The 23,399-nt window shown below is 69.0% G+C and carries 23 protein-coding genes and 1 pseudogene; 17 read left to right on the top strand and 7 right to left on the bottom strand.

Going from position 1 to position 23,399, the window contains the following annotated elements:
• Positions 1–103: 103 nt before the first annotated feature.
• On the top strand, positions 104–1,096 hold the full coding sequence (locus tag AC3ZJJ_RS08605; protein WP_489895459.1) for an ROK family protein: 993 nt from the start codon (positions 104–106) through the stop codon (positions 1,094–1,096).
• A 13-nt stretch (positions 1,097–1,109) separates the two neighbouring features.
• Here AC3ZJJ_RS08605 and AC3ZJJ_RS08600 read toward each other — a convergent pair whose 3' ends face one another.
• Both AC3ZJJ_RS08600 and AC3ZJJ_RS08595 read right to left on the bottom strand, forming a co-directional pair.
• Positions 1,110–1,583, bottom strand: coding sequence for a hypothetical protein (locus AC3ZJJ_RS08600; RefSeq protein ID WP_489895457.1), 474 nt, complete (start codon positions 1,581–1,583; stop codon positions 1,110–1,112).
• Positions 1,584–1,585: 2 nt separating this feature from the next.
• Positions 1,586–2,356, bottom strand: coding sequence for an alpha/beta hydrolase (locus AC3ZJJ_RS08595; protein WP_489895455.1), 771 nt, complete (start codon positions 2,354–2,356; stop codon positions 1,586–1,588).
• A 132-nt stretch (positions 2,357–2,488) separates the two neighbouring features.
• On the opposite strand from AC3ZJJ_RS08595, the gene AC3ZJJ_RS08590 reads away from it, so the two are divergent.
• Together AC3ZJJ_RS08590 and AC3ZJJ_RS08585 are read left to right on the top strand one after the other, a co-directional pair.
• Entirely contained in the window at positions 2,489–3,343 is an 855-nt protein-coding gene (locus AC3ZJJ_RS08590; protein ID WP_489895453.1) for a lysophospholipid acyltransferase family protein, read from the top strand.
• A 115-nt stretch (positions 3,344–3,458) separates the two neighbouring features.
• Positions 3,459–4,841, top strand: coding sequence for a class II 3-deoxy-7-phosphoheptulonate synthase (locus tag AC3ZJJ_RS08585; RefSeq protein WP_489895451.1), 1,383 nt, complete (start codon positions 3,459–3,461; stop codon positions 4,839–4,841).
• Positions 4,842–4,904: 63 nt separating this feature from the next.
• Here AC3ZJJ_RS08585 and AC3ZJJ_RS08580 read toward each other — a convergent pair whose 3' ends face one another.
• Together AC3ZJJ_RS08580 and AC3ZJJ_RS08575 are read right to left on the bottom strand one after the other, a co-directional pair.
• Entirely contained in the window at positions 4,905–7,037 is a 2,133-nt protein-coding gene (locus tag AC3ZJJ_RS08580) for a Stk1 family PASTA domain-containing Ser/Thr kinase (protein WP_489895449.1), read from the bottom strand.
• Positions 7,038–7,207: 170 nt separating this feature from the next.
• Complete coding sequence (locus AC3ZJJ_RS08575; RefSeq protein ID WP_435726630.1) at positions 7,208–7,456, bottom strand: WhiB family transcriptional regulator; 249 nt, start codon at positions 7,454–7,456, stop codon at positions 7,208–7,210.
• Positions 7,457–7,726: 270 nt separating this feature from the next.
• Here AC3ZJJ_RS08575 and AC3ZJJ_RS08570 point away from each other — a divergent pair, with 270 nt between their 5' ends.
• On the top strand, positions 7,727–8,140 hold the full coding sequence (locus tag AC3ZJJ_RS08570; protein ID WP_489895447.1) for a hypothetical protein: 414 nt from the start codon (positions 7,727–7,729) through the stop codon (positions 8,138–8,140).
• 76 nt (positions 8,141–8,216) lie between these two features.
• On the opposite strand, the gene AC3ZJJ_RS08565 is transcribed toward AC3ZJJ_RS08570, so the two are convergent.
• A complete protein-coding gene (locus AC3ZJJ_RS08565) occupies positions 8,217–8,633 on the bottom strand; it encodes a hypothetical protein (protein WP_489895445.1) in 417 nt (138 codons plus the stop codon).
• A 393-nt stretch (positions 8,634–9,026) separates the two neighbouring features.
• Between AC3ZJJ_RS08565 and AC3ZJJ_RS08560 the strand changes: the two genes are divergently transcribed.
• Both AC3ZJJ_RS08560 and AC3ZJJ_RS08555 read left to right on the top strand, forming a co-directional pair.
• Positions 9,027–9,353 carry a GYD domain-containing protein gene (locus AC3ZJJ_RS08560; RefSeq protein ID WP_489895443.1) on the top strand — a complete coding sequence of 109 codons (327 nt, stop codon included), beginning with the start codon at positions 9,027–9,029 and terminating at the stop codon, positions 9,351–9,353.
• A gap of 265 nt (positions 9,354–9,618) precedes the next feature.
• Entirely contained in the window at positions 9,619–10,386 is a 768-nt protein-coding gene (locus tag AC3ZJJ_RS08555) for a SurA N-terminal domain-containing protein (protein WP_489895441.1), read from the top strand.
• A 39-nt stretch (positions 10,387–10,425) separates the two neighbouring features.
• Here the strand turns inward: AC3ZJJ_RS08555 and AC3ZJJ_RS08550 are convergent, their stop codons facing one another.
• Complete coding sequence (locus AC3ZJJ_RS08550) at positions 10,426–13,614, bottom strand: FtsK/SpoIIIE domain-containing protein (RefSeq protein WP_489895759.1); 3,189 nt, start codon at positions 13,612–13,614, stop codon at positions 10,426–10,428.
• A gap of 174 nt (positions 13,615–13,788) precedes the next feature.
• Positions 13,789–14,469: pseudogene (locus AC3ZJJ_RS08545) on the bottom strand (FHA domain-containing protein); the annotation flags it as partial.
• Here AC3ZJJ_RS08545 and AC3ZJJ_RS08540 point away from each other — a divergent pair.
• From AC3ZJJ_RS08540 to AC3ZJJ_RS08490, 11 genes are all read left to right on the top strand, one after another.
• On the top strand, positions 14,450–15,676 hold the full coding sequence (locus AC3ZJJ_RS08540; protein WP_489895439.1) for a TadA family conjugal transfer-associated ATPase: 1,227 nt from the start codon (positions 14,450–14,452) through the stop codon (positions 15,674–15,676). The pseudogene AC3ZJJ_RS08545 and the gene AC3ZJJ_RS08540 sit on opposite strands and share 20 nt — an antisense overlap.
• The gene (locus AC3ZJJ_RS08535; RefSeq protein WP_489895437.1) at positions 15,673–16,530 is read left to right on the top strand and encodes a type II secretion system F family protein; all 858 of its coding nucleotides are present in this window, start codon (positions 15,673–15,675) and stop codon (positions 16,528–16,530) included. Before AC3ZJJ_RS08540 ends, AC3ZJJ_RS08535 begins: the two co-directional genes overlap by 4 nt.
• 185 nt (positions 16,531–16,715) lie before the next feature.
• Entirely contained in the window at positions 16,716–17,465 is a 750-nt protein-coding gene (locus AC3ZJJ_RS08530; RefSeq protein WP_489895435.1) for a type II secretion system F family protein, read from the top strand.
• A 99-nt stretch (positions 17,466–17,564) separates the two neighbouring features.
• A complete protein-coding gene (locus AC3ZJJ_RS08525; protein WP_489895757.1) occupies positions 17,565–17,765 on the top strand; it encodes a hypothetical protein in 201 nt (66 codons plus the stop codon).
• A 6-nt stretch (positions 17,766–17,771) separates the two neighbouring features.
• Positions 17,772–18,191 carry a TadE family protein gene (locus AC3ZJJ_RS08520; protein ID WP_489895433.1) on the top strand — a complete coding sequence of 140 codons (420 nt, stop codon included), beginning with the start codon at positions 17,772–17,774 and terminating at the stop codon, positions 18,189–18,191.
• Positions 18,184–18,981 carry an HAD family hydrolase gene (locus AC3ZJJ_RS08515; RefSeq protein WP_489895431.1) on the top strand — a complete coding sequence of 266 codons (798 nt, stop codon included), beginning with the start codon at positions 18,184–18,186 and terminating at the stop codon, positions 18,979–18,981. The genes AC3ZJJ_RS08520 and AC3ZJJ_RS08515 overlap by 8 nt, the downstream gene beginning before the upstream one ends.
• A 125-nt stretch (positions 18,982–19,106) precedes the next feature.
• Positions 19,107–19,487, top strand: a complete 381-nt coding sequence (locus AC3ZJJ_RS08510) for a hypothetical protein (protein ID WP_489895429.1) — start codon at positions 19,107–19,109, stop codon at positions 19,485–19,487.
• Positions 19,484–19,930 carry a hypothetical protein gene (locus AC3ZJJ_RS08505; protein WP_489895427.1) on the top strand — a complete coding sequence of 149 codons (447 nt, stop codon included), beginning with the start codon at positions 19,484–19,486 and terminating at the stop codon, positions 19,928–19,930. Before AC3ZJJ_RS08510 ends, AC3ZJJ_RS08505 begins: the two co-directional genes overlap by 4 nt.
• 67 nt (positions 19,931–19,997) lie before the next feature.
• Positions 19,998–21,122 (top strand): peptide chain release factor 2, encoded by a 1,125-nt coding sequence (prfB, locus tag AC3ZJJ_RS08500; protein WP_489895425.1) that lies wholly within the window; start codon positions 19,998–20,000, stop codon positions 21,120–21,122.
• A 283-nt stretch (positions 21,123–21,405) separates the two neighbouring features.
• Positions 21,406–22,614 (top strand): substrate-binding domain-containing protein, encoded by a 1,209-nt coding sequence (locus AC3ZJJ_RS08495; RefSeq protein WP_489895423.1) that lies wholly within the window; start codon positions 21,406–21,408, stop codon positions 22,612–22,614.
• 20 nt (positions 22,615–22,634) lie between these two features.
• Positions 22,635–23,399, top strand: coding sequence for an ABC transporter ATP-binding protein (locus tag AC3ZJJ_RS08490; protein WP_489895421.1), 765 nt, complete (start codon positions 22,635–22,637; stop codon positions 23,397–23,399).

The raw sequence follows: 23,399 nt of genomic DNA, 5'->3' as shown, positions 1-23,399 counted from the left end.
CCGTCGGCCGGTCCCCGATGGACCGGTCATTACCTCCAGCCTAGTGTGTTGCATCACAGGAAATACCGATTGGTAACCTACGAATCTGTAACGGCGGTAAAGGATGCACCACATGGCGGTTGGCACGGCGATCGGCCTCGACATCGGGGGCACCAAGATCGCCGCCGGCCTGGTGGGAGACGACGGCACGGTCCTGCGTCGGCTGGTGCGCGCAACGCCGGGACACCACGCCTCTGCGGTCGAATCGGCCGTTGTTGATCTCGTGCGCGAGCTCGCCGCGGCGGGCGGCGGTGTGGCGGGCGAGGTCCCGGTGGGGGTCGGTGCCGCCGGATGGATGGATCCGGCGACCGGCACCGTCCTGTTCAGCCCCCACCTCGCGTGGCGCAACGAGCCGCTCCGCGATCGCCTCGAGGCCCTCCTTGGCGGCGCGGTGAGCGTGGTCAACGACGCCGACGCGGCCGGGTGGGCGGAGTGGCGGTTCGGCGCGGGGCAGGGCGAGGAGCAGTTCGTCTGCCTCACGCTGGGCACCGGGATCGGGGGCGCCCTGGTCATCGACGGCGTCCTCCGCCGCGGGCGCCACGGAGTGGCCGGCGAGTTTGGACACCAGGTCATTGTCCCGGGCGGGCACCGCTGCGAGTGCGGCAACCGCGGTTGCTGGGAGCAGTACGCGTCCGGCAACGCGCTGGGCCGGGAGGGGCGGGAGATGGCCCGGGCGGGTTCGCCCGTGGCGCACGCCCTGCTGGAGGCGGCGGGAGGCGATCCGGATGCCATCGACGGCGAACTCGTGACCCGGCTGGCGCTGGAGGGCGACCCGGCCAGCAACGAGCTTGTCCGCGAGGCCGGGGAATGGCTCGGGCTTGGACTGGCCAACCTCGCCGCCGCGCTGGATCCCGGAACGTTCGTCGTCGGCGGGGGACTGGGTTCGGCCTCGCCGGTGCTTCTCGAGACCGCCGAGGCGTCCTATCGCCGACAGCTCACCGGGCGGGGCTACCGGCCTTTCGCCCGGGTGCTCCGCGCCCGGCTGGGCGCCGACGCGGGGCTGGTGGGGGCGGCCGACCTCGCCCGGGCGGAACGGCGGCAGCTAGCGGGCAGATAGCGGCCGGGCGCGCTCAGACGCGCGAACCGTCGTCGCCCTCGGATCGTTGTCCCGGAAGGCGCCACAGCAGGTAGCCGACCGAGGCGATAAAGACGAGGCAGAGGCCGGCCCAGGCAACGGAGGGCGCACCGCGCCACACTATGGCCAGCAACAACAGCGCCAGTGGCGCGCCCGCCGCGCCACACCAGGCCAGCACGGTGAGCGGGTTGCCGCTGCCCAGGACCGGCGGGTCCTCAGGAACGAACCCCTCGTCGTCCTCTTCCTCGGGCACGTAGTCCCGCGGCCCCGGCGCGGCGTACCGGGGTCCGGGCGTCTCCCGTTCGGGCCCCGCCGCCGCGGGGGCCGGCGCGGCATCCAGGCCGGCCGTTCCGGCCGCCTGCTGCTCGGGCGCCCCCGATTCGGACTCCTCCAGGCGCCGGACGAGGTCGCGCCAGGCGGCGTCGTCGGAGGCCGCGTCGCGCCGCGGCTCGGGATCGTGTTCAGGCACTGCTACCTCCGGCTGGCGTTGACGAATTCGATCGAACCATCGAACAGCACTTGGGCGTCGTGGTCCAAGGTCGCCACGTGGAAGCTGTTTTCGAGGGCGCGAACGGTGGGTGCTGGGACGCCGGCGGGCCGCTTCGCCATTCCGGCGCGCAGGGCCGCCATGCTGGAATCGGGCACCACGTGGTCCACCCGCGACCTGTAGACCAGGACGGGAGCGGAGACACGGGACAGGACGCGGCGGGTGTCGCGGAAAAGGAGCGCCAACTGCTCGACGGCGGCCACCGGCGTCCGCTCGTAGGCGCCCTCGTCGGCGCCCTCCAGGGCGATGTCGTTGGCGATGGCCGCCACGGACTTGACGGCGTACTTCAGGAGGCCGGCGAAGCGCGCGGCCGGGTCCGCGAACGTCAGTCCGGGGTTCGCCACGACGACCCCCGCGACCGCTCGGTGGGCGGCCAACTGGAGGGCCAGGGCGCCGCCCATGGAAAGGCCGAAGACGTAGACGTTGCGGTGGGCGCGCTGCAGCAGGTCGAACTCCCGCTCCACGGCCCGCGTCCACGAGGTGTGGGGGGTTGTGGCCAATTCCTGCCAGGTGGTTCCGTGGCCGGGAAGAAGCGGCAGGCTCACGGTGAAGCCCTCGGGGATGAGCGCGTCGGCCCAGGGACGCATGCTGCGTGGGCCCGACGTGAAGCCGTGGATCAGCAAGATGGCGTCCCTGCCCCCGCGCACCCGGAACGGGGCGTCGGCCTGCGCTGGCGCCTGGCGCGAGAAGTCCATGGTGCTCCCGATGCTGCCCGGAGATGGGTGCTCCGAGGGTGGATGTGTGCCTAAGGTAGAGCGTAACCGACTTGCGGTCCGCGGCACTGCCGAGCCGTCAGACACATCCCCTCACGGGCGGAAGGCACACGCGTGTTTTATTGGATCATGAAGCGGCTCTTCATCGGGCCGTTGGTCAACCTGCTTTTCCGCCCCTGGGTCAAGGGTCTGGACAACATTCCGGCAGAGGGCGGCGCCATCCTGGCCAGCAACCACCTCTCGGTGTCCGACTCCATCTTTATGCCCGTCGCCGTCGACCGTCCCGTGGTGTTCCTTGCCAAGAGCGAGTACTTTACCGGCGCCGGACTCAAGGGCAAGGTGACGGCGCTGTTCTTTCGGCTGACCAACCAGCTGCCCATGGACCGCTCCGGAGGCACCGCGTCGGCAAACTCCCTCGGCGCGGGTGAGGCGATCCTCGCCTCGGGCCAGTTGCTGGGCATCTACCCGGAGGGGACGCGCAGCCCCGACGGACGCCTGTACCGCGGCAAGCTCGGCGTCGCGAAGCTGGCGCTCGCGACCGGTGTTCCCGTCATCCCCATCGCCATGATCGGCACGGACAAGGTCCAGCCGATCGGCAAGACGGTCCCCAATATCCGCCGCGTGGGCATGATCGTGGGGGAGCCCCTGGACTTCTCGCGCTACGCGGGCATGGCAGACGACCGCTTTGTGCAACGGTCCGTCACGGACGAGATCATGTACGCGCTGATGCGCCTCTCGGGGCAGGAGTACGCGGACGTCTACGCGGCCACGGTGAAGTCCCGGCTGGCCGCCGAGCGCCAGGCCGCCCGCGCGGCGGATAAGGCGAAGCGGGCGGAAAGCAAGGTGGCGAAGAGCGAGGCCGCCGCCTCGGCCGGCACCACTGAAGACGCCGACGCGACGTCGCCCAAGGATGGTCCGGACCTGGGCGGCGACGACCTCGGGCAGGCTACCGGCAAGCCCGTGGCGTAGCCTTCCGCAAGTGTGCGCACAGTGCACAACGCGTCGCGTGGCGCACTGTGAACCGGCAACGTTCCACCTTTACGCGCGAATGTCGCGCCCGGTTGCCGGGGGCTAACCTTTAAGGGTGATCGACGTAACCGCCCCCAGTTCCCCTTCCGCCGACAGCACCGTCCACGACCTCGATGCGTGGCGTTCGCTGCCGATCCAGCAGCAGCCCAGTTGGCATGGGACCCCGGAGCACGGCCGTGCCGTCGCGGAGCTCTCCAGCCTGCCCCCACTGGTGTTCGCCGGCGAGGTGGACGTGCTGCGCGAGCGGCTCTCCGAGGCGGCGCAGGGCCGCGCGTTCCTGCTCCAGGGCGGCGACTGCGCAGAGACTTTCGCGGGAGCGACGGCGGACAAGATCAGTGCCCGCGTGAAGACGATCCTGCAGATGGCGGTGGTCCTGACCTATGGCGCCTCCATGCCCGTCGTGAAGATGGGCCGCATGGCGGGCCAGTTCGCCAAGCCGCGGTCCTCGAACGACGAGACGCGCAACGGGGTCACGCTGCCGGCGTTCCGCGGCGACATCGTCAACGGGTACGAGTTCACCGAGGAATCCCGCGCGCACAACCCCGAGCGGATGGTGAAGGCCTACAACACCTCGGCCGCCACGCTGAACCTTATCCGCGCCTTCACCCAGGGTGGCTTCGCCGACCTGCGCTCCGTCCACAACTGGAACAAGGGCTTCCGCGCGAACCCCGCGCACGCCGCGTACGAGTCCCTGGCCGCGGAGATCGACCGCGCGGTCCGCTTTATGGCCGCCTGCGGGGCAGACTTCGAGGCGCTCAAGCGCACGGAGTTCTTCGCCAGCCACGAGGCGCTGCTGCTCGACTACGAGCGCGCCCTCACCCGGTTCGACTCGCGCACCGGCCTGCCCTACGACACGTCGGGCCACTTCCTGTGGATCGGGGAGCGCACGCGCCAGTTGGACGGCGCCCACGTGGACTTCCTCTCGCGGGTCCGCAACCCGATCGGCGTGAAGCTGGGCCCCGGAACGTCCCCGGACGACGCGCTGGCCCTGATCGACAAGCTCGACCCGAACCGCGAGCCCGGCCGCCTGACATTCATCACGCGCATGGGCGCGAAGAACATCCGCGAGAAGCTGCCCAACCTCGTTGAGCGCGTCACCGCCTCCGGCGCGCAGGTCCTGTGGGTCACCGACCCGATGCACGGCAACACCGTCACCAGCCAGAACGGCTACAAGACGCGCAACTTCGACGACGTTATGGACGAGGTCCGCGGGTTCTTCGAGGTCCACGACTCGCTGGGGACCTTCCCCGGCGGCCTGCACGTCGAGATGACCGGCGACGACGTCGCCGAGTGCCTGGGCGGCGCCGATCCGATCCGCGAGGACCAGTTCGACGACCTGTACGAGTCGGTCTGCGATCCGCGCCTGAACCACCGGCAGTCGCTCGAGATGGCGTTCCTGGTCGCCGGGGCGCTCTCCAAGCGCGGTCCGCGCAACTAGGCGCGACGCCACCCCGCGGTCATTGCCGCGGGGTGGCCGCGGCCGGTGCCGGCCGCTCGTCGCCTAGACGACGACCAGCGTGACGGTCGACCCTTCCTCGGCCTCTCCGTCGGCGGGGTCCTGCGACCTGACCGTTCCGAAGAAGTTCCCCAGCGGGGTTTCGACAGCCACCTCGAACCCCAGCCGCTCCAGCTCGGTCTGGGCGTCGCTGAGCTGCTTCCCAACGAAGTTCGGCACCTCCACCATGCGCGGCCCCTTGGAGAGCACAAACTCGACCTCGGAACCGCGTTCCAGCCGGCCTCCGGCCGGTGCCTGCGAGACCACGTTGCCGGCGGGCACGCCACGGCTGAACTCCTGTCCGGACTCCCTGCCGGAGAGGCCGGCCGACTCCAGAATCCGAACGGCCTCACCGGCCGGCTTTCCGACGATGGACGGGACGTCCACCGGAGCAGGGCCGCGCGAGACGACAAGGGCCACTTGGGTCGCCCGGCGCACCTGCTTGTCGGGCAGCGGCTTCTGGGAGATCACCCGCCCGGCGGGAACCGACTCGTCGTACGCCTCGCTGGTCTTGCCGGCCGCGAGCTGGGCCTCCTTCAGCACGGCCCGTGCATCATCCGCGCCGCGCCCCACGACGTTGGGCACCGCGAACAGCTCAGGTCCGCGCGACACCAACAGTTCGACGTCCTGGAACTTCCGGATCTCCGTGCCGGCGCCCGGGTCGGAGCCGACGACGGCGCCGCGCCCGAGCTTCTCGTCGAAGACCTCGCGCTGGGTGGAATCGACGCCAAGCGAGGCCAGTTCCTGTACCGCCCGCTGCACGGGCTGGCCGGCGAAGGCGGGCACGGTCACGGCCGCCCCGGGCCCGAGGCCGAAGAACCATCCGGCAGCGGCCAGAAGCGCCGCGAGCAGCAACAGGACGATCGCCAGGATCCAGCCGCGGCGGCGGGCGCCGGGGGACTCCAAGGACTCGAGCGGGCGCTGCGCCTCCCGGTCCCATTCCTTGCGGGCGGCTCTGGCATCGCGCTTTTGCTGTCGGGCAGAGGAGGGCCGGCGGGCCTCCAGTTGCGTCGCGGCGGCGGCCGTTCCCGCGGACGGGACGCCTGCGGCGGACCGCGGATGCTGGATGACGGAGGTGGCGCCGGTGTCCGCCGGCCGGCCCGCCCCCGGTTCGTTGCGCGGCAGCGCGCGTGTCGCGTCGCGGGCGGCCGCGATAACGGACGTCGCGGCGTCTGTTCCGGAGATCACCTCGGTCGCGCCCGCCGGCGGGCGCCCGGCGTCGTACGCCGGTGTGCCGCGCGGCCCGTTGTCCAGGCCCGGCGCCGCGGGACCGCCGGCCCCGAAGTCCAACTGCTCGTCCGTGAGCGTGGTGCGGATGTGCCGGAGCTCCATCAGAAGGGCGGCGGCGTCGTGCGGTCGTTCCTCGGGGTCCTTGGCCGTGCACCACTGGACCAGCTCGTCGATGTCCTCCGCCAGGCCGGGCAGCACGTCGGACGGCGGCGGGACGGTGCCGTTCACGTGCTGGAAGGCCACGTTGATGGGGAGGTCGGCCTCGAAGGGTTGGCGGCCGGTGAGCAGTTCGTAGAGCATGATGCCGACGGCGTAGATGTCGCTGCGGGCGTCGGAGGGCGCGCCGGTGACCAGCTCGGGGGAGATGTACGCGACGGTGCCGACAAGGGTGCCGGTCGCCGTGTGGTTGCTGGTGGCGCGGGCCAGGCCGAAGTCCGCGACCTTGACGCGGCCGTCGTCGGAAAGCAGCACGTTCTCCGGCTTCATGTCGCGGTGCACCAGGCCGGCGCCGTGTGCGGCGGCGAGTCCCTCGACGACGGCGTCGAGCAGCGCCAGGGACTGCCGGGGCGGCAGGGTGCCGCGTTCGCGCAGTAGATCGCGCAGGGTCCGCCCGCGCACGTACTCCATGGCCAGGTACGCGATGCTTCCATCGACGCCCTGGTCCAGGACGCTGACCACGTGGGGGTGGGAGAGGCGCGCGGCGGTGATGGCCTCGGCCTCGAAGCGCTGGACGAACCTGGGGTCCTCGGCGAGGTGGGGGTAGAGCACCTTCAGCGCCACGTCGCGGCGTAACCGCAGGTCGGTGGCGAGGTAGACGGTGGACATGCCGCCGCGGGCCAGCCGGTCCTTGACCGCGTAGCGGCCGTCGACCGTCGTCCCGATGAGGGGATCGCTCCCGTGTTCCGTCACCCTACGATGGTAGCCAGTCATGCTTGACGATGGCTGGACATACTCGGCCTCGGTGCGTTCCGTGACCATGAAGGACCGCTCAAACGCGTCAGGGGCCGAATCGTTGGATTCGGCCCCTGACATCGAAGCTTTGTCGGCTCGCGGGCGGGATGTCCCCGCCCGGGCGGGGCCTAGGAGGCGCGGCGGGCGCGGGCCGCGCGGCGCTTGAGGGCGCGGCGCTCGTCCTCGCTCATGCCGCCCCAGACGCCCGCGTCCTGGCCGGACTCGATGGCCCACTGCAGGCAGGTGTCGAGCACCGGGCAGCGACGGCAGACGCTCTTGGCCTCTTCGATCTGGAGCAATGCCGGTCCGGTATTTCCCACGGGGAAAAACAGTTCGGGATCCTTGTCCAGGCAGGCTGCGCGACTACGCCAATCCATGCTCGTTGATGCTCCTTGAAGTAGGTGTCTGTTGGTCGCCCGCATCTCGGGGGAGAATCGGCGGGCTGCGGCAGTCGATGAAACGGAGCGTTTACAGGCTCCTCGATTGACTGCCTAACTAGGTTTTCATGTTACGTAAACGTAAACAAGGGCAATCGGTTGGGAATTCGCCGCTTACTCCTGAGGTTTTCGTCACAGGAGACAAGGATTTCGACGTTTTCCGTACCGCGGAATGGGCGTCCAATCCCGCGGCTCGGGTAGATTCTCGGTGTGGAACCCGAGCCGAAGATCCCCGTGCACCGACCATTGTCGATTGTGGCGGTTGCCGCGCTCCTCTTGCTCGAGGCGATGGCCGTTCTGGCGGCGGCTCTGGTGTTCGCGTCCTCGCTCGGCCAGCCCGGCCCCGTTCCGCTGTCCGGGCGGGTGTTCCTGCTGGTGCTGATCCTGGCCGCGTCCGCCGGCCTGGGCTGGGTGGCGCTCAACGTCTTCCGCGGTCGCCCGTGGACCCGGGCCGCTGGGCTGGTGTGGCAGATCTTCCAGGTGATCTTCGCTGTGCCGCTGATCGGGGGATCAACGACATGGCTGGGAGTCGCCCTCTTGGTTCCCGCCGCGGCCATCATCGTACTGATTTTCGATCCGCGCGCGACCGCGTACTTCGGGGACCGGGCAGAGCGCAGGCCATAGCGCACCGCCCGGCCCTGCCGGGCCGATTGGTTAACAGTCCGGATACGGATGCCACGCCCGTGGCGCGCCGGGCGGCCTAGCCTTCCGTGAGTTCGATTTCCTCGGCATAGGTGAAGTTCGCGCACGAGGTCGCGTCGCAGGGGTACAGGGTGACGACGGCGATCGCGGTGCCTTCGGTGAAAACCAGATTCTGGGTGGTCAGGACAAGTTCGAATGCTTGGGGTTCTCCGGTGCACGGCACCGAATTGGTGCCCTGGAACGCGCTCGCCGTCTGGCGCCCGCTGCGCTGGACCACGTTGATGGCGGCTCCACCGATGCTTCCGACGTCGCACGTGTAGGTGAGCGTCGTGGTGAGGACGACGCCCTCGCCCATCAGCGCGCCGTCGCTGATGCCCACCAGCGACGCGGTGGCGGCCTGGGCCGGAGCCGGGGCAAGCAGGAGCAGGGATCCCGCGGCCAAGGCCATCAAGGTGATTCGGGGTGTTGTTTTCATGTCGGTCTCCGGTGTGCCGCCGGCCGCGCGGGACCGGGCGTGGATCGCATCCCCGCCCGGGTCGATGCATCGTGCGGTCCGCCGCCGCGATGGAGGCGGCCCAGGACGGGGGATTGGGGTGCGGTCGCGTGCAACGCGCCGCTGGGTTCCCGAGTCTGCGCAGGGGACACGTGGATTGCGGGGATCCACCGGCTACTCCGTGGCAATTTCTGGCGCCGGAGTTACGTGGGCACCATACCGCGGTGTACCTCGGAGGGGAACATCAAGGAGGCGGCGTCCGGCACGAATTCCCGCGTCTTCCGCCAACATCAAGCGGCCCGTTGTTGTCCGGCGCCGGAGGCGCTGCCACTCTGGTTGCATCCGCGTGTCCGTCGGCGACGAAAGGCCAAGACGATGCCGCTATACCTGTCAAAATTCACCTATTCGCCCGAGACGTGGGGCCGGCTGATCGCGCAACCGGAGGACCGGCGTGAAGCCGCGCGGGAGTACATCGAGTCGGTCGGAGGCAAGCTCCATGGGTTTTGGTATGCCTTCGGCTCGCACGACGGCTACAACCTGTGGGAGGCGCCAGACAACGTATCGATGGCTGCCGTCGCCGTGGCCATCAGCGGGGGCGGGGCGCTGAGTTCGTTCGAGACCACCGTGCTCTTGAGCGTCGAGGAGACGATGGTGGCCCTCCGCACGGCTGAGCGGATCCGGTACCGGTCGCCGGGGACCTGATGCGCGATGGTGCCCAGAGCGGGGGACCGTCGGGTGCACCGAGGTTCGTCCGCCGCGATCGCTTCGCACCCGTCATCCCTGGCCTCGGTCGGCGCGATGGTCCAACCGTGCCTGCTGTCCTCGGCGGCGGCGCTTTCTGGCGGCGCCGAACGGCGATCCCACGACTGGCCGAGAGTGAAACCGTGGACGAAATGCCCATCCACCCAGTTCCCGTTCAGGCGTCGTTGCTAGCCTCGATGGTTCGTATTCTCCAGGAGGTAAGCAAATGAACAAGAAGAAGATGCTGGCCGCGCTGACGCTCGTAGGATCGCTGTCCATGGCGACAGCATGCGGTGCGGGCGCCAACCAGGCCGCCGAGTCCACGCCCGCGCAGCAATCCTCCCAGAGCGGACAGAGCCAGGCTGCCGCGCCGTCCCCGGACCTGACGGGTGTCCCGGATGTTGTTGCCACCGTTAACGGCAAGGACATTGGAAAGGACGAGTTCTCCAGGGTTTACGAGAGCCAGTTCCAGCAGTCGGCCATGCAGGCGCAGATGTCCGGGCAGGAGCTGGACCAGAACGAGCTGAAGAAGAGCGCGGCCGAGTCGATGGTCGGCACCGAACTGCTGATGCAGCATGCCGACAGGGCGAACATCCAGGCGACGGACGACCAGATCGCCAAGGCCCTGTCCGCGGCCGCCAAGTCAAACGACATGAGCAACAAGGAGTTCCTGGCCGCACTCGAGAAGCAGGGAGTTGACCGCAAGCAGGTCGATGTTCAGTTGACTCAGCAGGTCGAAGTGGAGGCCGTGATCAAGAAGGAGCTCGGCACCTTTTCCGCCAGCGACAAGGAGCTCAAGGTCGCGTACGACCAGGCGAAGGCCCAGCAGGAGCAGCAGGCTCCGGCGCAGTCCGGCGACGCCGCGAAGATGCCCTCCTATAAGGAGGTCAGGCCACAGCTCAAGCAGCAGGTGGTGCAGCAGAAGGAGGGCGCAGCCACGCAGAAACTGGTCGAGAAGCTGCGCGCCGACGGCGATGTCAAGGTCAACATCTAGCTCCGTGTCGACTTGCCCGGTCGCTGCGACCGGACCGCTTTATGCGCCGTCCGCGGCGCATTGAACAGCCTTGAGCGCACCGTCGACGAGGGCGAGTCCGCGGCCCGGCACGTCGCGTTCCAGCGGTTGTATGCGCCACCCAAGAAAGTCCGCGTCGCTTGCCGCCCGCGGATTGAGAAGAATCGCCGACCCGGCTTCCCGTGCAGGGCCCGCGAGGGGGAGGGCGGAGTAGAGCCGCGGCGAGGGTGTGGCGCCCATCAGCACCTGCGCACCCCGGGCGTGCCACGCTTCGACCCGCACCCTCTCGGATTCCGGCAGGTCGGTCGCGGCGTCCACCACGACCAGCGCCGGTGTTTCCGTCCCATCTCGCAGCCCGACGAACGGCGAGGCGGGTCCGCCGGGTAGGGCCCCCTCCGTGAAGCCGAGTGCGACTACCGGCCCTTCGGCCTGCGACGCAATGTGCAGCAACGCCGTGGTCTTGCCGCTGCCGGACCCGCCGAGGATAAGTCCGACGGAACCCGGCTGCCAGAACCACGGGCGGTTGTCCGGGCCCGTGACGCCCACCAGCCAACCATCGCGTCGCGAGACTGGGCGCGTGCCACCCGGCAGCAGATCGAGCTCCCGGCGCGACAGGTGGCTCGGGAGGGAAATCGAGCGGAGAATCGCCGAACCGGCTGGGGGGAATCCCGACGTGAAGGGAGACTCGTCCGGACTCAGCAGCTGCAGGGCCATCCCGGGAGCGGGGATGTCCGGTCCCACGAGGACCCCCCGGCCCGGGACGGCATGTACGCGCCTCAATTTGGGCCATCCCAGGACAGTCTCCGGCCCGAGCCCGAAGGGGCAGTACAGCCGGTGCTCGGCCAGGGAGAAAAAACGGGACGAGGTCAGGTCGCGGTCGCCGACGACGACGATCGCGACGCCGCGCCGAGCGGCGTCGCGTGCCAACGCGGCGAGCCGATCATCGAACTGCGCAAAAGCCGCGCCACCCATGGAGGACTGCCACACGGCTAATCCGGTGACCACGAGCAGGCGGTCCGACGCCTCCCCGACCGGCCGTTCAAGGAGGTCCAAGATCTCGACAACGCGCTCCGGCTCGTCCGGGTCCACATAGGCTCCAACGCGGGGAATGTCGGCGGCGCCGCCGAGCAGGCGCGCGCCGTCGGCGATGTAGACGTGGCACTCCCGCGTCCCGCGTGCCGCGCCGGCGACAAGGCATGCGGCGGCGGCGTGCGCTCCGCCGGCCGGCCCCGAAATGACGGCCAAACGTCGGTGTCTCCGGGGATTCCAAACGAGTGGTTGGAGTTCCTGACGACCGACGTCGTCCAGCACCCCCAAGACGACGCCGGGCGTGGCGGTGCCTGTGCGCAGTCGCCTGGGGAGGCGCGACAGCTCGTCTGGCAGCGGAGGCGAGAACAGGGGTGCGGGCCAGCCGGGTTCATCCGTCGCGTCCGCTATGCGGCCGACAATGTCCATGGGCGTCACGGGCCCGGCGTCCTCTGCGTCGATCCGGATGTGTGGCCCGTAGGCGCCAAGTTCCGTGGCTACGGGTGTCACAGTCCACCCGGACTTCCGATGGAGTATCGAAGCGGCGTGGAACAGCGATGGCGGCCCACCGCCGCGCCGCAGGTACGCCCTTCCCGGAAGATCCGGGCGAATCTCGGCCGCCACCGGCGAACCCAGTAGATCGTTGGAGTCAAAGGCGCTCATGAGTCTCAGGCACAGGATGGTGTTGATGTTCGCGCGCATTTCCGCCGAGACGACACCCTGCGGCCGCTGGGTCGCCAACACCAGATGGATACCGAGCGAGCGGCCGACGCTGGCTATGCGCATCAACTCGCCCAGCGCTTCCGGGAGTTCGTCCGTGAGCACCCGAAACTCGTCCACGACGACGACCAGCCGTGGCAAAGGTTCCCGCCCAGGGGGAGCGAGGGCACGGAACTGGGCGTAGTCGGCGGCCCCGGTATGCCCGAGAAGCCTCTCCCGGCGCGTGATCTCAGTGCGCAGGCTCTCCAGTGTCCGGTCAGCGGTTTCCACGTTGAGGTCGCTGACGAACGCGTGGCAATGGGGAAGATCCCGGAAAGGGCCGAGCGTCGCCCCGCCCTTGAAGTCCACCAGCATCAGGGCGAGCTCGCTGGGGGAATACGCGCAGGCCAGTCCCAGGACCAACGACTTGACGAGTTCGGACTTGCCGGCTCCCGTTGTTCCGGCGATCAGCATGTGCGGACCGTCCCCGACAAGATCCAGTGCGACCTCGCCGCGATGGTCCATGCCCAGGACGGTCCGCAGGTCGGAAGCCGCGGAGGAGTGCCAACCCCGCGCCGGGAACGCGAGCGGCACGGTGGTGGGGAGCACCGGCGGAGCGACGTCCGCTGCTGCGGACATCCCGGCTCCGCAGTCGTCGGCAAGGCGACCGGCGAGCGCCGCCAGAGTCTTAAAACCGACGCGGTCCGGGTCTACCTGGCGGCGTGAGGACCCCTCAGACAGCCGGCCGTCCCCTAATGAGAGACGCCATGCGGCTGCCTGAACCGTATCCGAGGGGTCCAGGCAGACGATGGCGGGGAGCGGGCTCCCGTCAATGGAAGCGGAGCAGGCGTCCAACCATGCGGCATCCGTCGTCGAGAGTACGAGCGTCGCGGCCACGGGGAGGTCGCGACGCAGGCTGAGCAAGTGGTTTGGGGAGACGACGACCCTGACGCCTCGAACGCGGCGAAGTTCGGAGGGCAGGGCGGTGGTGGGGCCCTGCACCCAGGTTTCCCAACCGCCCTCGGAGGAATTGAGTGCCAATTGTGCGGCGATGGCCCGCAGCACCCCGGCGCCCGCCACCGGGGAGCCCGTGATCGCGCCGTGGGCACCCGCATGCATGTCGACGACGACGGGCCCGTTGGGCGCTGCTACCCGCCCGGGGGGATCGTCGGAGTGCCCCGCCCCGAGGGGCGGGCGAACGCCCCCGCGACCGATGCGGAGCGGGAACGCCGCGGCCGGGCCCGTCGTGCGCGCCTGCCCCCCGCGTGTGTGCAACGCTGCCAAGGCCCTGTCGCCGGGCGGTGGGGCGACGCGTTCCAGACGATGCAGGTAGGCGTCCTCGGCCTCCCTGACGCGGAGGGCGTACGCGCGGCGACTGCGCAACTCCGACAAGGCGGGAATGCCGCCGGTGAAAAGTCCCAGTCCGCTAAAGGCCAGGAAGTACCACGATCCCGTTGCCGTGACGAGGCCAATCCCGACAATCAATGGGAGGACCGCTCCCAGCAACATGAGCCACGGGCGCCCGTTCCCGGGCGGGCGCCCGACGGGCGTCAGATCCAGTGGCCAACGCTCGGGCGGGCGCTGAGCGCCGCCTCCGGCCGACACATGGAGCGTGGTTCTCCCCAGGATGAACCTGTCGGCATTGGTTAGCCGCAAGCGCGAAACCCGCCGATCAGACCGTAGTGCGGCGTTTCCCTCTGTGCACGTAAGCGTGATGGACGTCGCGTCCACAACGAGGTCCGCATGGTGCCGGGACAGGGCCGGATCCATGATGCGGATGTCGCAGGCACCCCTGCCAATGGAATAGGTGCCGCGCGGAAGCGGAACCGTTTGGCCGGCATCGGGCCCCTCGGCAACTGCCAGCCACACCGGTGGAGGACCGGCCGGGGTGGCCTCTCCGCGCGGGAAAGGCGTCAGCAGCAAGTGACCGCTTTCTGGAAGGTCGGCCACTTCGGACAACGGGGTCTCCCGCACGAAGAGATCACCCGTTGTTCCGGCGTCTAGCGCGGCTGCCAAGGCCCGTCCGCTGAGGCCGTCCGGTCCCGCAACGTCGTATTGGAGCGATCCTCCGACCGCGGGAAGCGCGCCGACGATGGTCAGGTGCAGTGTCACGGTGGTCCTTCCGCAGGTTCCTACGACCGAACCTAACCGGGCTGTTGCGCGTGTGCCCGCCCCGATGACAATTCTGTGGAAAACCCAACGGTCTATCCACAGCCCAAGAACGATGCTTGTGGATTGTCGAGTCTCGTCGGTAATCTCGTCTCCGGGTGGTTCATCCGATCGATGAAAATATTGCGCTAAGGATGGGGGTGGCGGGGCCTTGAACGGAATAGCGATCATCGAGGACGAGGTGCGCGAGACGATTCGTCGTCGCGGGCTCGACCCCGCCCGAGCCTTGAGCGACGTGCGCCGAATTGTCGAGGAGGCGGTCAGGGACTATGACGAGCGCTCCCTCCTGGGGGTCCTGCCCCGTTTGGGCCAACTGGAGGAGGCCACACGGCTGGTTTACGACGCCGTTGCCGGCTTCGGGCCCTTGCAGCCGCTCTTGGACGACGCGGAAGTCGAGGAAATCTGGATCAACTCTCCGACGGAGGTGTACGCCGCCCGCGGTGGAAGTTCGGAACTGACCTCGGTTCGACTGGACGAGTCGCAGGTGCGCATACTCGTTGAGCGCATGCTCAAGACCTCCGGGCGACGCTTGGACCTGTCGTCCCCCTTTGTCGATGCGGCGCTGCCCGACGGCTCCCGGCTGCACGTGGTCATCCCCGACATCACCCGACGCCATTGGTCCGTGAACATCCGGAAGTTCATCGCACGCGCGTCCCGGCTCGACCATCTTGTGGATCTGGGCTCGCTCTCCCGGCATGCGGCGGACTACCTGTCGACCGCCGTCTCCGCGGGCATGAATGTCCTTGTTTCCGGCGCGACGCAGGCGGGGAAAACCACGCTGCTCAATTGTCTGACGTCCGGCATAGGCAGTCGGGAGCGAGTCATCACGGTGGAGGAAATCTTCGAACTGAAGATCTCGCTCCGCGATGTCGTCGCACTCCAATGCCGTCAGCCGAACCTGGAGGGCGGCGGAGAGATCGACATGCGCCGGCTGGTCAAGGAGGCCCTGCGCATGCGCCCGGATCGGATCATCGTGGGTGAGGTCCGCGAGGCGGAGGCTCTGGACATGCTCATCGCGATGAACGCCGGTTTGCCGGCCATGGCCAGCGTCCACGCGAACAGTGCGCGTGATGCCGTCACCAAGATCTGCACCCTCCCGTTGCTTGCCGGCGAGAACATCTCGTCGCACTTCGTGCTCCCGACCGTCGCGTCCTGCATCGATCTGGTGGTCCACTGCGAACGGACACCGTCGGGCCAGCGGCAGGTGGCGGAGATCCTCAAACTCGGGCGCCGAGTCGAGAACGGCGTCATAGAGTCCAGCAATCTATTTTCCCGGTCCGGCGGCGAGCTCGTGCTGACGCCTTCGGCGGACCTTTCGCACGACAAGCTGACCCGCGCCGGCATAGACAACGCGCGCCTGATGGCGGCTGCGCCGTGAGCCTGCTACTGGGTCTGATGCTTGGACTGGGCGCCTTTTTGATGTGGTGGTCCTTCTGGGCCGAGCCGGTCGGGAAGCCCTCCAAGGCCCCGACCGTGGGACGAGTCGAGACGCTCCTGCTGCGCGCCGGCCTGGACAAGGTGGGACCCGGGGGGTTCATGTCCGCGACGGCGATGTCTGGTGTCCTGGTATTCCTGCTGGTCCTGGTCGTCACCGGTGGGCCTGTGATAGCCATCCTCTTCGGGGCCTTTGGGTGCGCGGTTCCGCTGGGAGTCGTGAAATGGCGGGCGTCCAAGCGCTCGGCCGCCATGCGGGAGCAATGGCCCGACGTCGTCGACCATCTCCGCTCGGCCATCAGGGCCGGCCTCTCCCTCCCGGAGGCCCTCGTGCAACTTGGCCACCAGGGACCGGAGCAGCTGCGCCCTGCCTTCGTCGATTTCGCCGCCGACTATCGGGCGACGGGCCGCTTCGACGATTCGGTCGACCGGCTGCGCGCCCGTTTGGCGGATCCCGTTGCTGACAAGATCATCGCCGCGCTGCGCATCACACGCGAGGTCGGCGGATCCGATCTGGGCGAAATGCTCTCCACCTTGGGTGCCTTCCTGCGGGACAGTGCACGCACGCGCGGGGAACTCGAGGCCCGGCAGTCCTGGACGGTCAACGCCGCGCGCCTGGCGGTGGCCGCACCGTGGGTCATCCTCCTGCTGCTGTCGACCCAGCCCCCGGCCGTCGCGGCGTACTCGACCTTCGCCGGGGCGATGGTCCTCCTCGCCGGATTTGGGATATCGGTGGTCTGCTACAGGGTCATGCTGCGGATAGGCACGCTCCCTGAAGAGGAGAGGGTGATCGCATGAGCGCCACCCTCGCTTGGGCACTTGCCCTAGGCCTCGGCATCGGTTCCGGACTGTGGGTCGTGCTCGTCCGGCTCCCTTTGATGCGGCGCCCAAGCTTCTCGGACAGGATTGCCCCGCAGCTACGGTCCGGTCGGACTTCCCTCAGGTCGCCGGGCGCCCCTTCGTCCCTCTCTCTCTTCGGACCCATGGGCCGGATCTTCGCGCCAGTCCTCCAAGATCTGGTCCGGCACATCAACAGGGTCAACCCCATGGGGGACGCGCTGGACCGCCGCCTCAAAAAGGCGGGACTGGACATTGGTGTCTCCGACTTCAGGGCTTCCCAACTGATCTGGGCAGGCGTCGGCTTTTTGCTTGCGGGGCTCTTCGTTGGCGCCTCCGCCGTGGGAGGGACGTTCAACGGCCTCCTGGCCGTGGTGCTCCTCTTCGGCAGCGCGATCGGCGGATTCGTCCTCAGGGAGTGGTACCTGGGGGAACAGATACAGCGGAGGGGCCGGAGGATCCTGGGGCAGTTCCCGGCCATCGCCGATCTCATGGCACTCGCGGTGGGGGCGGGCGAAAGCACGATCGGCGCTCTGGAGCGGATCGGACGAACTTCCAGGGGCGACCTTTCTCACGAGTTCCAATTGGCGCTCGCCGAAGTGAGGGCAGGCCGGCCGCTGGCGGACGCCCTCAGGAACATGTCCAACCGGATCGACCTGACGGCCATGACCAGGTTCGTGGACGCGATCGTTGTTGCCTCCGAGCGCGGCACGCCGCTGGCCCAAGTGGTCAGGGCGCAGGCGCAGGACGTGCGGGACGCCGCGAAACGCGAGCTGATGGAGACGGCCGGGCGGAAAGAGATCGGCATGATGGTTCCCGTTGTCTTTGGGATCCTCCCCCTGACCATCGTCTTTGCCGTCTATCCCGGCATCTCGCTGATCGACATGAACTACTGACCGTCGCAACCGAACGAGGCAGCCCGCTAGGGCAGGCACACAACAACAGTTAGGGAGCACAACGTGAACAGGCACCTGGAAAGCATTTCGGCGATAGGCATGACGGCCATGCTGCTCTGCACGGCCCGCCTGGCGGGCGTCGCCCGGAACATGAGGAAGGACGAGCGAGGCGACGTGCCGGGCTGGGTCATGATCACCCTCATGTCGGCGGTGCTCGTGGCGGCCCTGTTGGCCATAGCCGGGCCCCGATTGGGGGAGCTCTTCAACCAGGCCATCGATCGTGTGTCCGGCCTCGGCTGAGCTCGGGTGATCGATCTGGCCACCGGCGCCCCCTGCCCCGAGGCTCCAACGACGGACGTAAAGCAACATGGCTCCGCGGTCGCCGAATTCGTGATGGTCACAGCGGTCCTGACTGCCGTCTTTGTGTCGGTGCTCCAACTAGCATTGGTGCTTCACGTCCGGAACACCCTGCTCGACGCTGCGGCGGCCGGCGCGCGCTTCGGCACGCTCGCGGACCGGAGCCCGGCGGAGGGAGCGGACCGGACGCGCAGCATCATTTCCGAGAGCCTGAGCCCCCGCTTCGCCGAGGGGGTCACCTTCGAGTCCACAACGATCGGCGGCAACGCCGCTGTGCGGGTGACGGTCGCAACGGGTTTTCCGCTGATGGGATTTCTTCCGGTCGCGGGGGACCTAAGGGTTCACGGGGAAGCCGTTCGCTATGGATAGGCGACCGACCCGCCCCGCCCAACGCGAAACGTCGGCCCAAGTCCCCGGGTGGGAACCGGGCCACGCGGGAGGCAGGATCGAGGCCGTGGTCTTCGACCTCGACGGAACTCTCATGGATCACCCGGCGGCCAGCAGGGCCGCACTGGCCTTTGTCCTCTGCTTGGAGGCCGACGTGGACGCAGTGTCCGTCGACCGCCTGTACCGACGATGGAGAAGTCTGGAGAGGGTCCACTTCCAGCGCCACCTTGATGGACGCACCACCTTCGCCGGACAGCGCGTGGCGCGGGTCATGGAATTCGGGGCCGCCGCGGGCCTCCCGCTCGCCGCAACTTCCGACGCCGAGGCTTGGTTCGCGGGCTACCTCGCGGAGTGCGAGGCCCGGTGGACGGCGTTTCCCGACGTCGGGGCGGCTCTGGGAGAACTCCGCCGCCAAGGGTTCTTGCTATCTGTCCTGACCAACGGTGACCACGATCAACAGGCGCGCAAGCTTCGGCGCCTGGGCCTCGGCGACCTGCCCATGCTTGCCTCCAGCGACGTGGGTGCGTGCAAGCCCGACGGCGGCATTTTCCGCGCGGCGTGCCGGGCGATTGGACGCGACGAGGCGGCGTGCGCATATGTCGGGGACGATCCCGCGAACGACGCGCTGGCGGCGGCGCGGGCGGGACTTCGGGGCATCTGGATCGATCGCCGTGGGCGGCGGACCGCCCCCGAGGGCATCGAGACGATCCGCGAACTCACGGAGCTCGCGGCCCTGGTTGCCGCGCCGTCCCGTCTTGCGGTCGGCCCGTGAGAACCGCGTGCGGTGGCCCCGGTCCCCTCCCGCCGAACGGGGGTCCGCGTGGCGAATACGGGCGGGCGTTGTTTCCGAGCGGCCGTCCGCCACGCGCCACCGCGGCCGAGCGCGGATCGGCCGTCGTGGAGTTCGTCTTCCTCGGGGTCATCCTGCTGGTCCCGCTGGTTTATCTGATCATCACGGCCTCTCAGCTTCAGGCCGCGTCGTATGCCGCGGTCGGCGCCGCGGACCACGCCGCCAAGGTGTTCGTTGCCGCGGGGTCGGAGTCCGAGGGGGCGGCCATGGCCAACGACGCGGTCGCCCGAGCCGTCGCCAACATGGGACTCGACGCCGGGGCGGGCACCCTCCGCTACACGTGTTCGGGCCCGTGCCTCGATCCGGGCACCACCGTCACGGCGAGCGTCACCGTCAAGGTGTCGCTGCCCTTTCTTCCCCACGGTCTGGACGCGAGCGTGGGGTCGGCGTCGTCGACGGCCACCCACCGTGTGGACCGCTTCGGATGAGGCGCCGGGAGGCCCGCGGAGAGCAGGGCCAGACGCTGATCCTCATCGTCGGATATGTCGTTGTCGCCCTGTTGGCGGTCAGCGCAACTCTCGCGGCAACGTCGGTGAACACAGAGGCACGCCGGCTGCTCAGTGTTGCGGACGGCGCGGTTGTGGCCGCGGCGGACGGCTTCTCCGTGGCGCCGGCCGCCGGGGGAGACGGGTTGGGCCTCGTCCTGACCGACGGGGCAGTCAGGGAAGGGGTTACCGGATACCTCACGGACACGGGGGCGGCGGGGCGCTTCGACGGGCTCGGCATCGTGGCGGCCGAAGCCACCGGCGACGGCACCACCGCCTACGTCCGGCTCCGGGCGACCGTGCGGCCGCCCATCGTCGGCTGGTTCGTTCCCGGCGGCGTCCCGATCCAGGTGGAGAGCAACGCCCGGACTGTCCTGACACGCTGATTCGCAAGGGCGGACGGGCCGGCCCAGAGGGGACTCTCCGAACTCGATGACGTAGGCTGGAACCACCATGGCTGCAACTGACTTCTCCGCGGAAATCCGCGCGCTCCGGACCACCTACGCTTCGATCGAGGCCGTCACCGACGTCGAGCGCATCAAGGCGGACATCGCTGAATTGTCCGAGCAGGCCGGCGTGCCGGACCTCTGGGACGACCCCGCGTCGGCGCAGAAGATCACCTCCAAGCTCTCGCACCGCCAGACCGAGCTGGAGCGCCTGCGCAAGCTCACCGAGCGCATCGACGACCTCGAGGTCATGGTGCAGCTCGCCGAGGAGGAAGACGACGCCGACACCCTCGCCGAGGCCGAGAAGGAGCTCCCGTCCCTGCACAAGGCGCTCGCCGAGCTCGAGGTTGTCACCCTGCTGTCAGGCGAATACGACGAGCGCTCCGCCGTCGTCACGATCCGCGCGGGCGCCGGCGGAGTCGACGCGGCCGACTTCGCCGAGATGCTGATGCGCATGTACCTGCGCTGGGCGGAGCGCAAGGGCTACCAGACCACCATCATGGACACCTCCTACGCGGAGGAGGCCGGGCTCAAGTCCGCCACGTTCGAGGTCAACGCGCCCTACGCCTTCGGCACGCTCTCCGTCGAGGCGGGCACGCATCGCCTGGTGCGCATCAGCCCGTTCGACAACCAGGGGCGCCGGCAGACCTCCTTCGCGGCGGTCGAGGTCATCCCGCTCATCGAACAGACGGACTCGGTCGAGATCCCGGACAACGAAATCCGCGTCGACGTCTTCCGCTCCTCCGGCCCGGGCGGACAGTCCGTCAACACCACGGACTCCGCGGTTCGCATGACCCACATTCCCACCGGCATCGTCGTCTCCATGCAGAACGAGAAGTCGCAGTTGCAGAACCGCGCCGCAGCGCTGCGCGTCCTCCAGTCCCGCCTCCTGCTGGTCCAAAAGGAGCAGCAGGACGCCGAGAAGAAGGCGCTCGCCGGCGACGTCAAGGCCTCGTGGGGCGACCAGATGCGCTCCTACGTCCTGAACCCCTACCAGATGGTCAAGGACCTCCGCACGGAGCACGAGGTCGGCAACACCTCGGCGGTGCTGGACGGCGAGATCGACGACTTCATCGACGCCGGCATCCGCTGGCGCGCCAACAACCGCAACGCGGCCGCCGCCGACGCCTAGGCCGGCCGGGGGATCGGCCCCGTCCAAGCGCCCGAGTGCGGGAGCGTACGCGCGCCGGGACCCGCCCAAGTCGGGCACGCGCCCGGGAGCGCGATTCTCCGCGTGCCGCCGCGTAGGCCTGGCCGAGGCGCCTCCATGGGATCCGGGCGCCGATGGACTGGGGCGTTGACAACCTGTGATCCACGCCATAGGTTTTCCGTAATCTGAATCACCTTTCAGGTTATGGTCTTCGAGGCCGTCCCCCAGCGCTGTGGGCACCGCCTCGCGTCGAAAGGCAACCCACGTGAAGGCAACGAAGAAGCTCCTCGCCGCGGCGGTCCTCGCCGGCGGCCTCGTCCTGACCGCCTGCGCCCCGTCCGGCGACGCCGGCGCGGGCGCCTCGGCCGGCACGGACGGATCGGCCGCGTCGTCCGTGAACGTCGGCATCGTGTACTCCAAGACCGGCCCCCTGGCGGCCTACGGCGACGCCTACTACGAGGGCCTGCAGGCCGGCCTGGACTACGCCACCGAGGGCACCGGCAAGGTGGGGGACACCGCGCTGAACATCACGTACCACGACGACGGCGGTGACCCGGACAAGGCCGTCACGGTCGCCAAGGAGCTCATCGGCAAGGACTACAAGATCCTCGCCGGCACCGCGTCCTCCGGCATCGCCCTGAAGCTGGTGGAGCAGGCGGAGCAGAACAAGGTCCTGTACATCTCCGGCCCAGCGGCCTCCGACGCCGTCACCGGCGCCAACAAGTACACGTTCCGCTCCGGCCGCCAGTCTGTCCAGGACGTCGCCACCGCGGGAACCTTCGTCGACGACCTCGAGGGCAAGAAGGTCCTCGTCTTCGCCCAGGACAACGCCTTCGGGCAGGGCAACCTCGCCGCCGTGGAGGCCGTGCTCGGCGGGCAGGGCGCCGAGGTCACCTCCGTGCTGGTGCCGGAGGACGTCACGGAGTTCACCCCGTTCGCCCGGCAACTGGTGGACGCGAAGCCGGATCTTGTCTTTGCCGCCTGGGCGGGCGCCACCTCGGGCGCGATGTGGGAGGCGCTGACGCAGCAGGGCGCCTTCGACGCGGCGCCGATCGTCACCGGCCTCGGCGACGTCGCCACCTACGGCGCGTTCGGCGACGCCGGCACGGAGCTCTCCTTCCTCAACCACTACTTCCCGGGCGCCGCCGGCAACGATGTCGAGAAGGCCATGATCAAGTCGGTCGAGGACGCGGGCAAGGAGGCGGACCTCTTCACGCCCGACGGCTTCGTCGCCGCACAGATGATCGTCGAGGCCGTCGAAAAGGGCCAGGGGGACGTCGAGCGGATGGTCGCCGCGCTGGAGGGCTTCAGCTTCGACGGACCGAAGGGCCCGACGACGGTCCGCGCCTCGGACCACGCCCTGGTCCAGAACATGTACCAGGCCAAGCTCACGAAGGACGGCGCGACGTGGGTCCCGGAACTCGTCGCCACGGTCCCCGGCGACGACGTCGCACCGCCCGAGGCCGCCAAGTAGCGCATCCCCTAAGGATTCCCATGAGCAACTCGTCCCGTGCCGCGCTGGAGCTGAGCGGCGTCGGCCTGCGCATCGGCGGCGCCCGCATCCTAGAGGACGTCGGATTCACGGTGGCACGCGGAGAAATGATCGGCGTCATCGGACCCAACGGGGCCGGCAAGACCACGCTCTTCAACCTGGTCTCCGGGGTCCTGAATCCCACGGAGGGAACCATCTCCATGGACGGGCGCCCGCTGGCGTCCATGCCGGTCCACCGTCGGGCCGCGGCCGGGCTGGGCCGCACCTTCCAGACCTCCAGCCTGTTCCCCGGGCTGAGCGTCCTGGAGAACGTCCGCCTGGCCGCCCAGGCCAAGCGCGGGGGAAGCCTGTCCCTGCTGCGCTTCCCGCGCGCCGCGGACGCCGCGACCACGGCCGCGGAGGCGGCACTGGAAGAGGTCGGACTCCCGCACAACACGGGCGCCCTCGCCGGAGGGCTGTCCCACGGGGACAAGCGCAAGGTGGAGATCGCGATGCTGTTGGCCACCGACCCCACGGTCATCCTGCTGGACGAGCCCATGGCCGGCGTCGGGTCGGCGGACGTCCCCGTGCTCTCGGCCATCATCGACCGCATGCACCGGGCGGCGGGGCGCACCATCCTCATGGTCGAACACCACATGGACGTTGTGCTCGGGCTGGTGGACCGGGTGGCCGTCATGCACCACGGGCGACTGCTGGCCATCGACACCCCGGACGCCGTGATGGCCAACCCGACCGTCCAGTCGGCATACCTCGGGGAGGCGGTCTGA

The sequence above is a fragment of the Arthrobacter sp. AOP29-A2-19 genome, from assembly GCF_058138025.1.
This window is presented reverse-complemented; position numbering and strand designations above follow the sequence as displayed.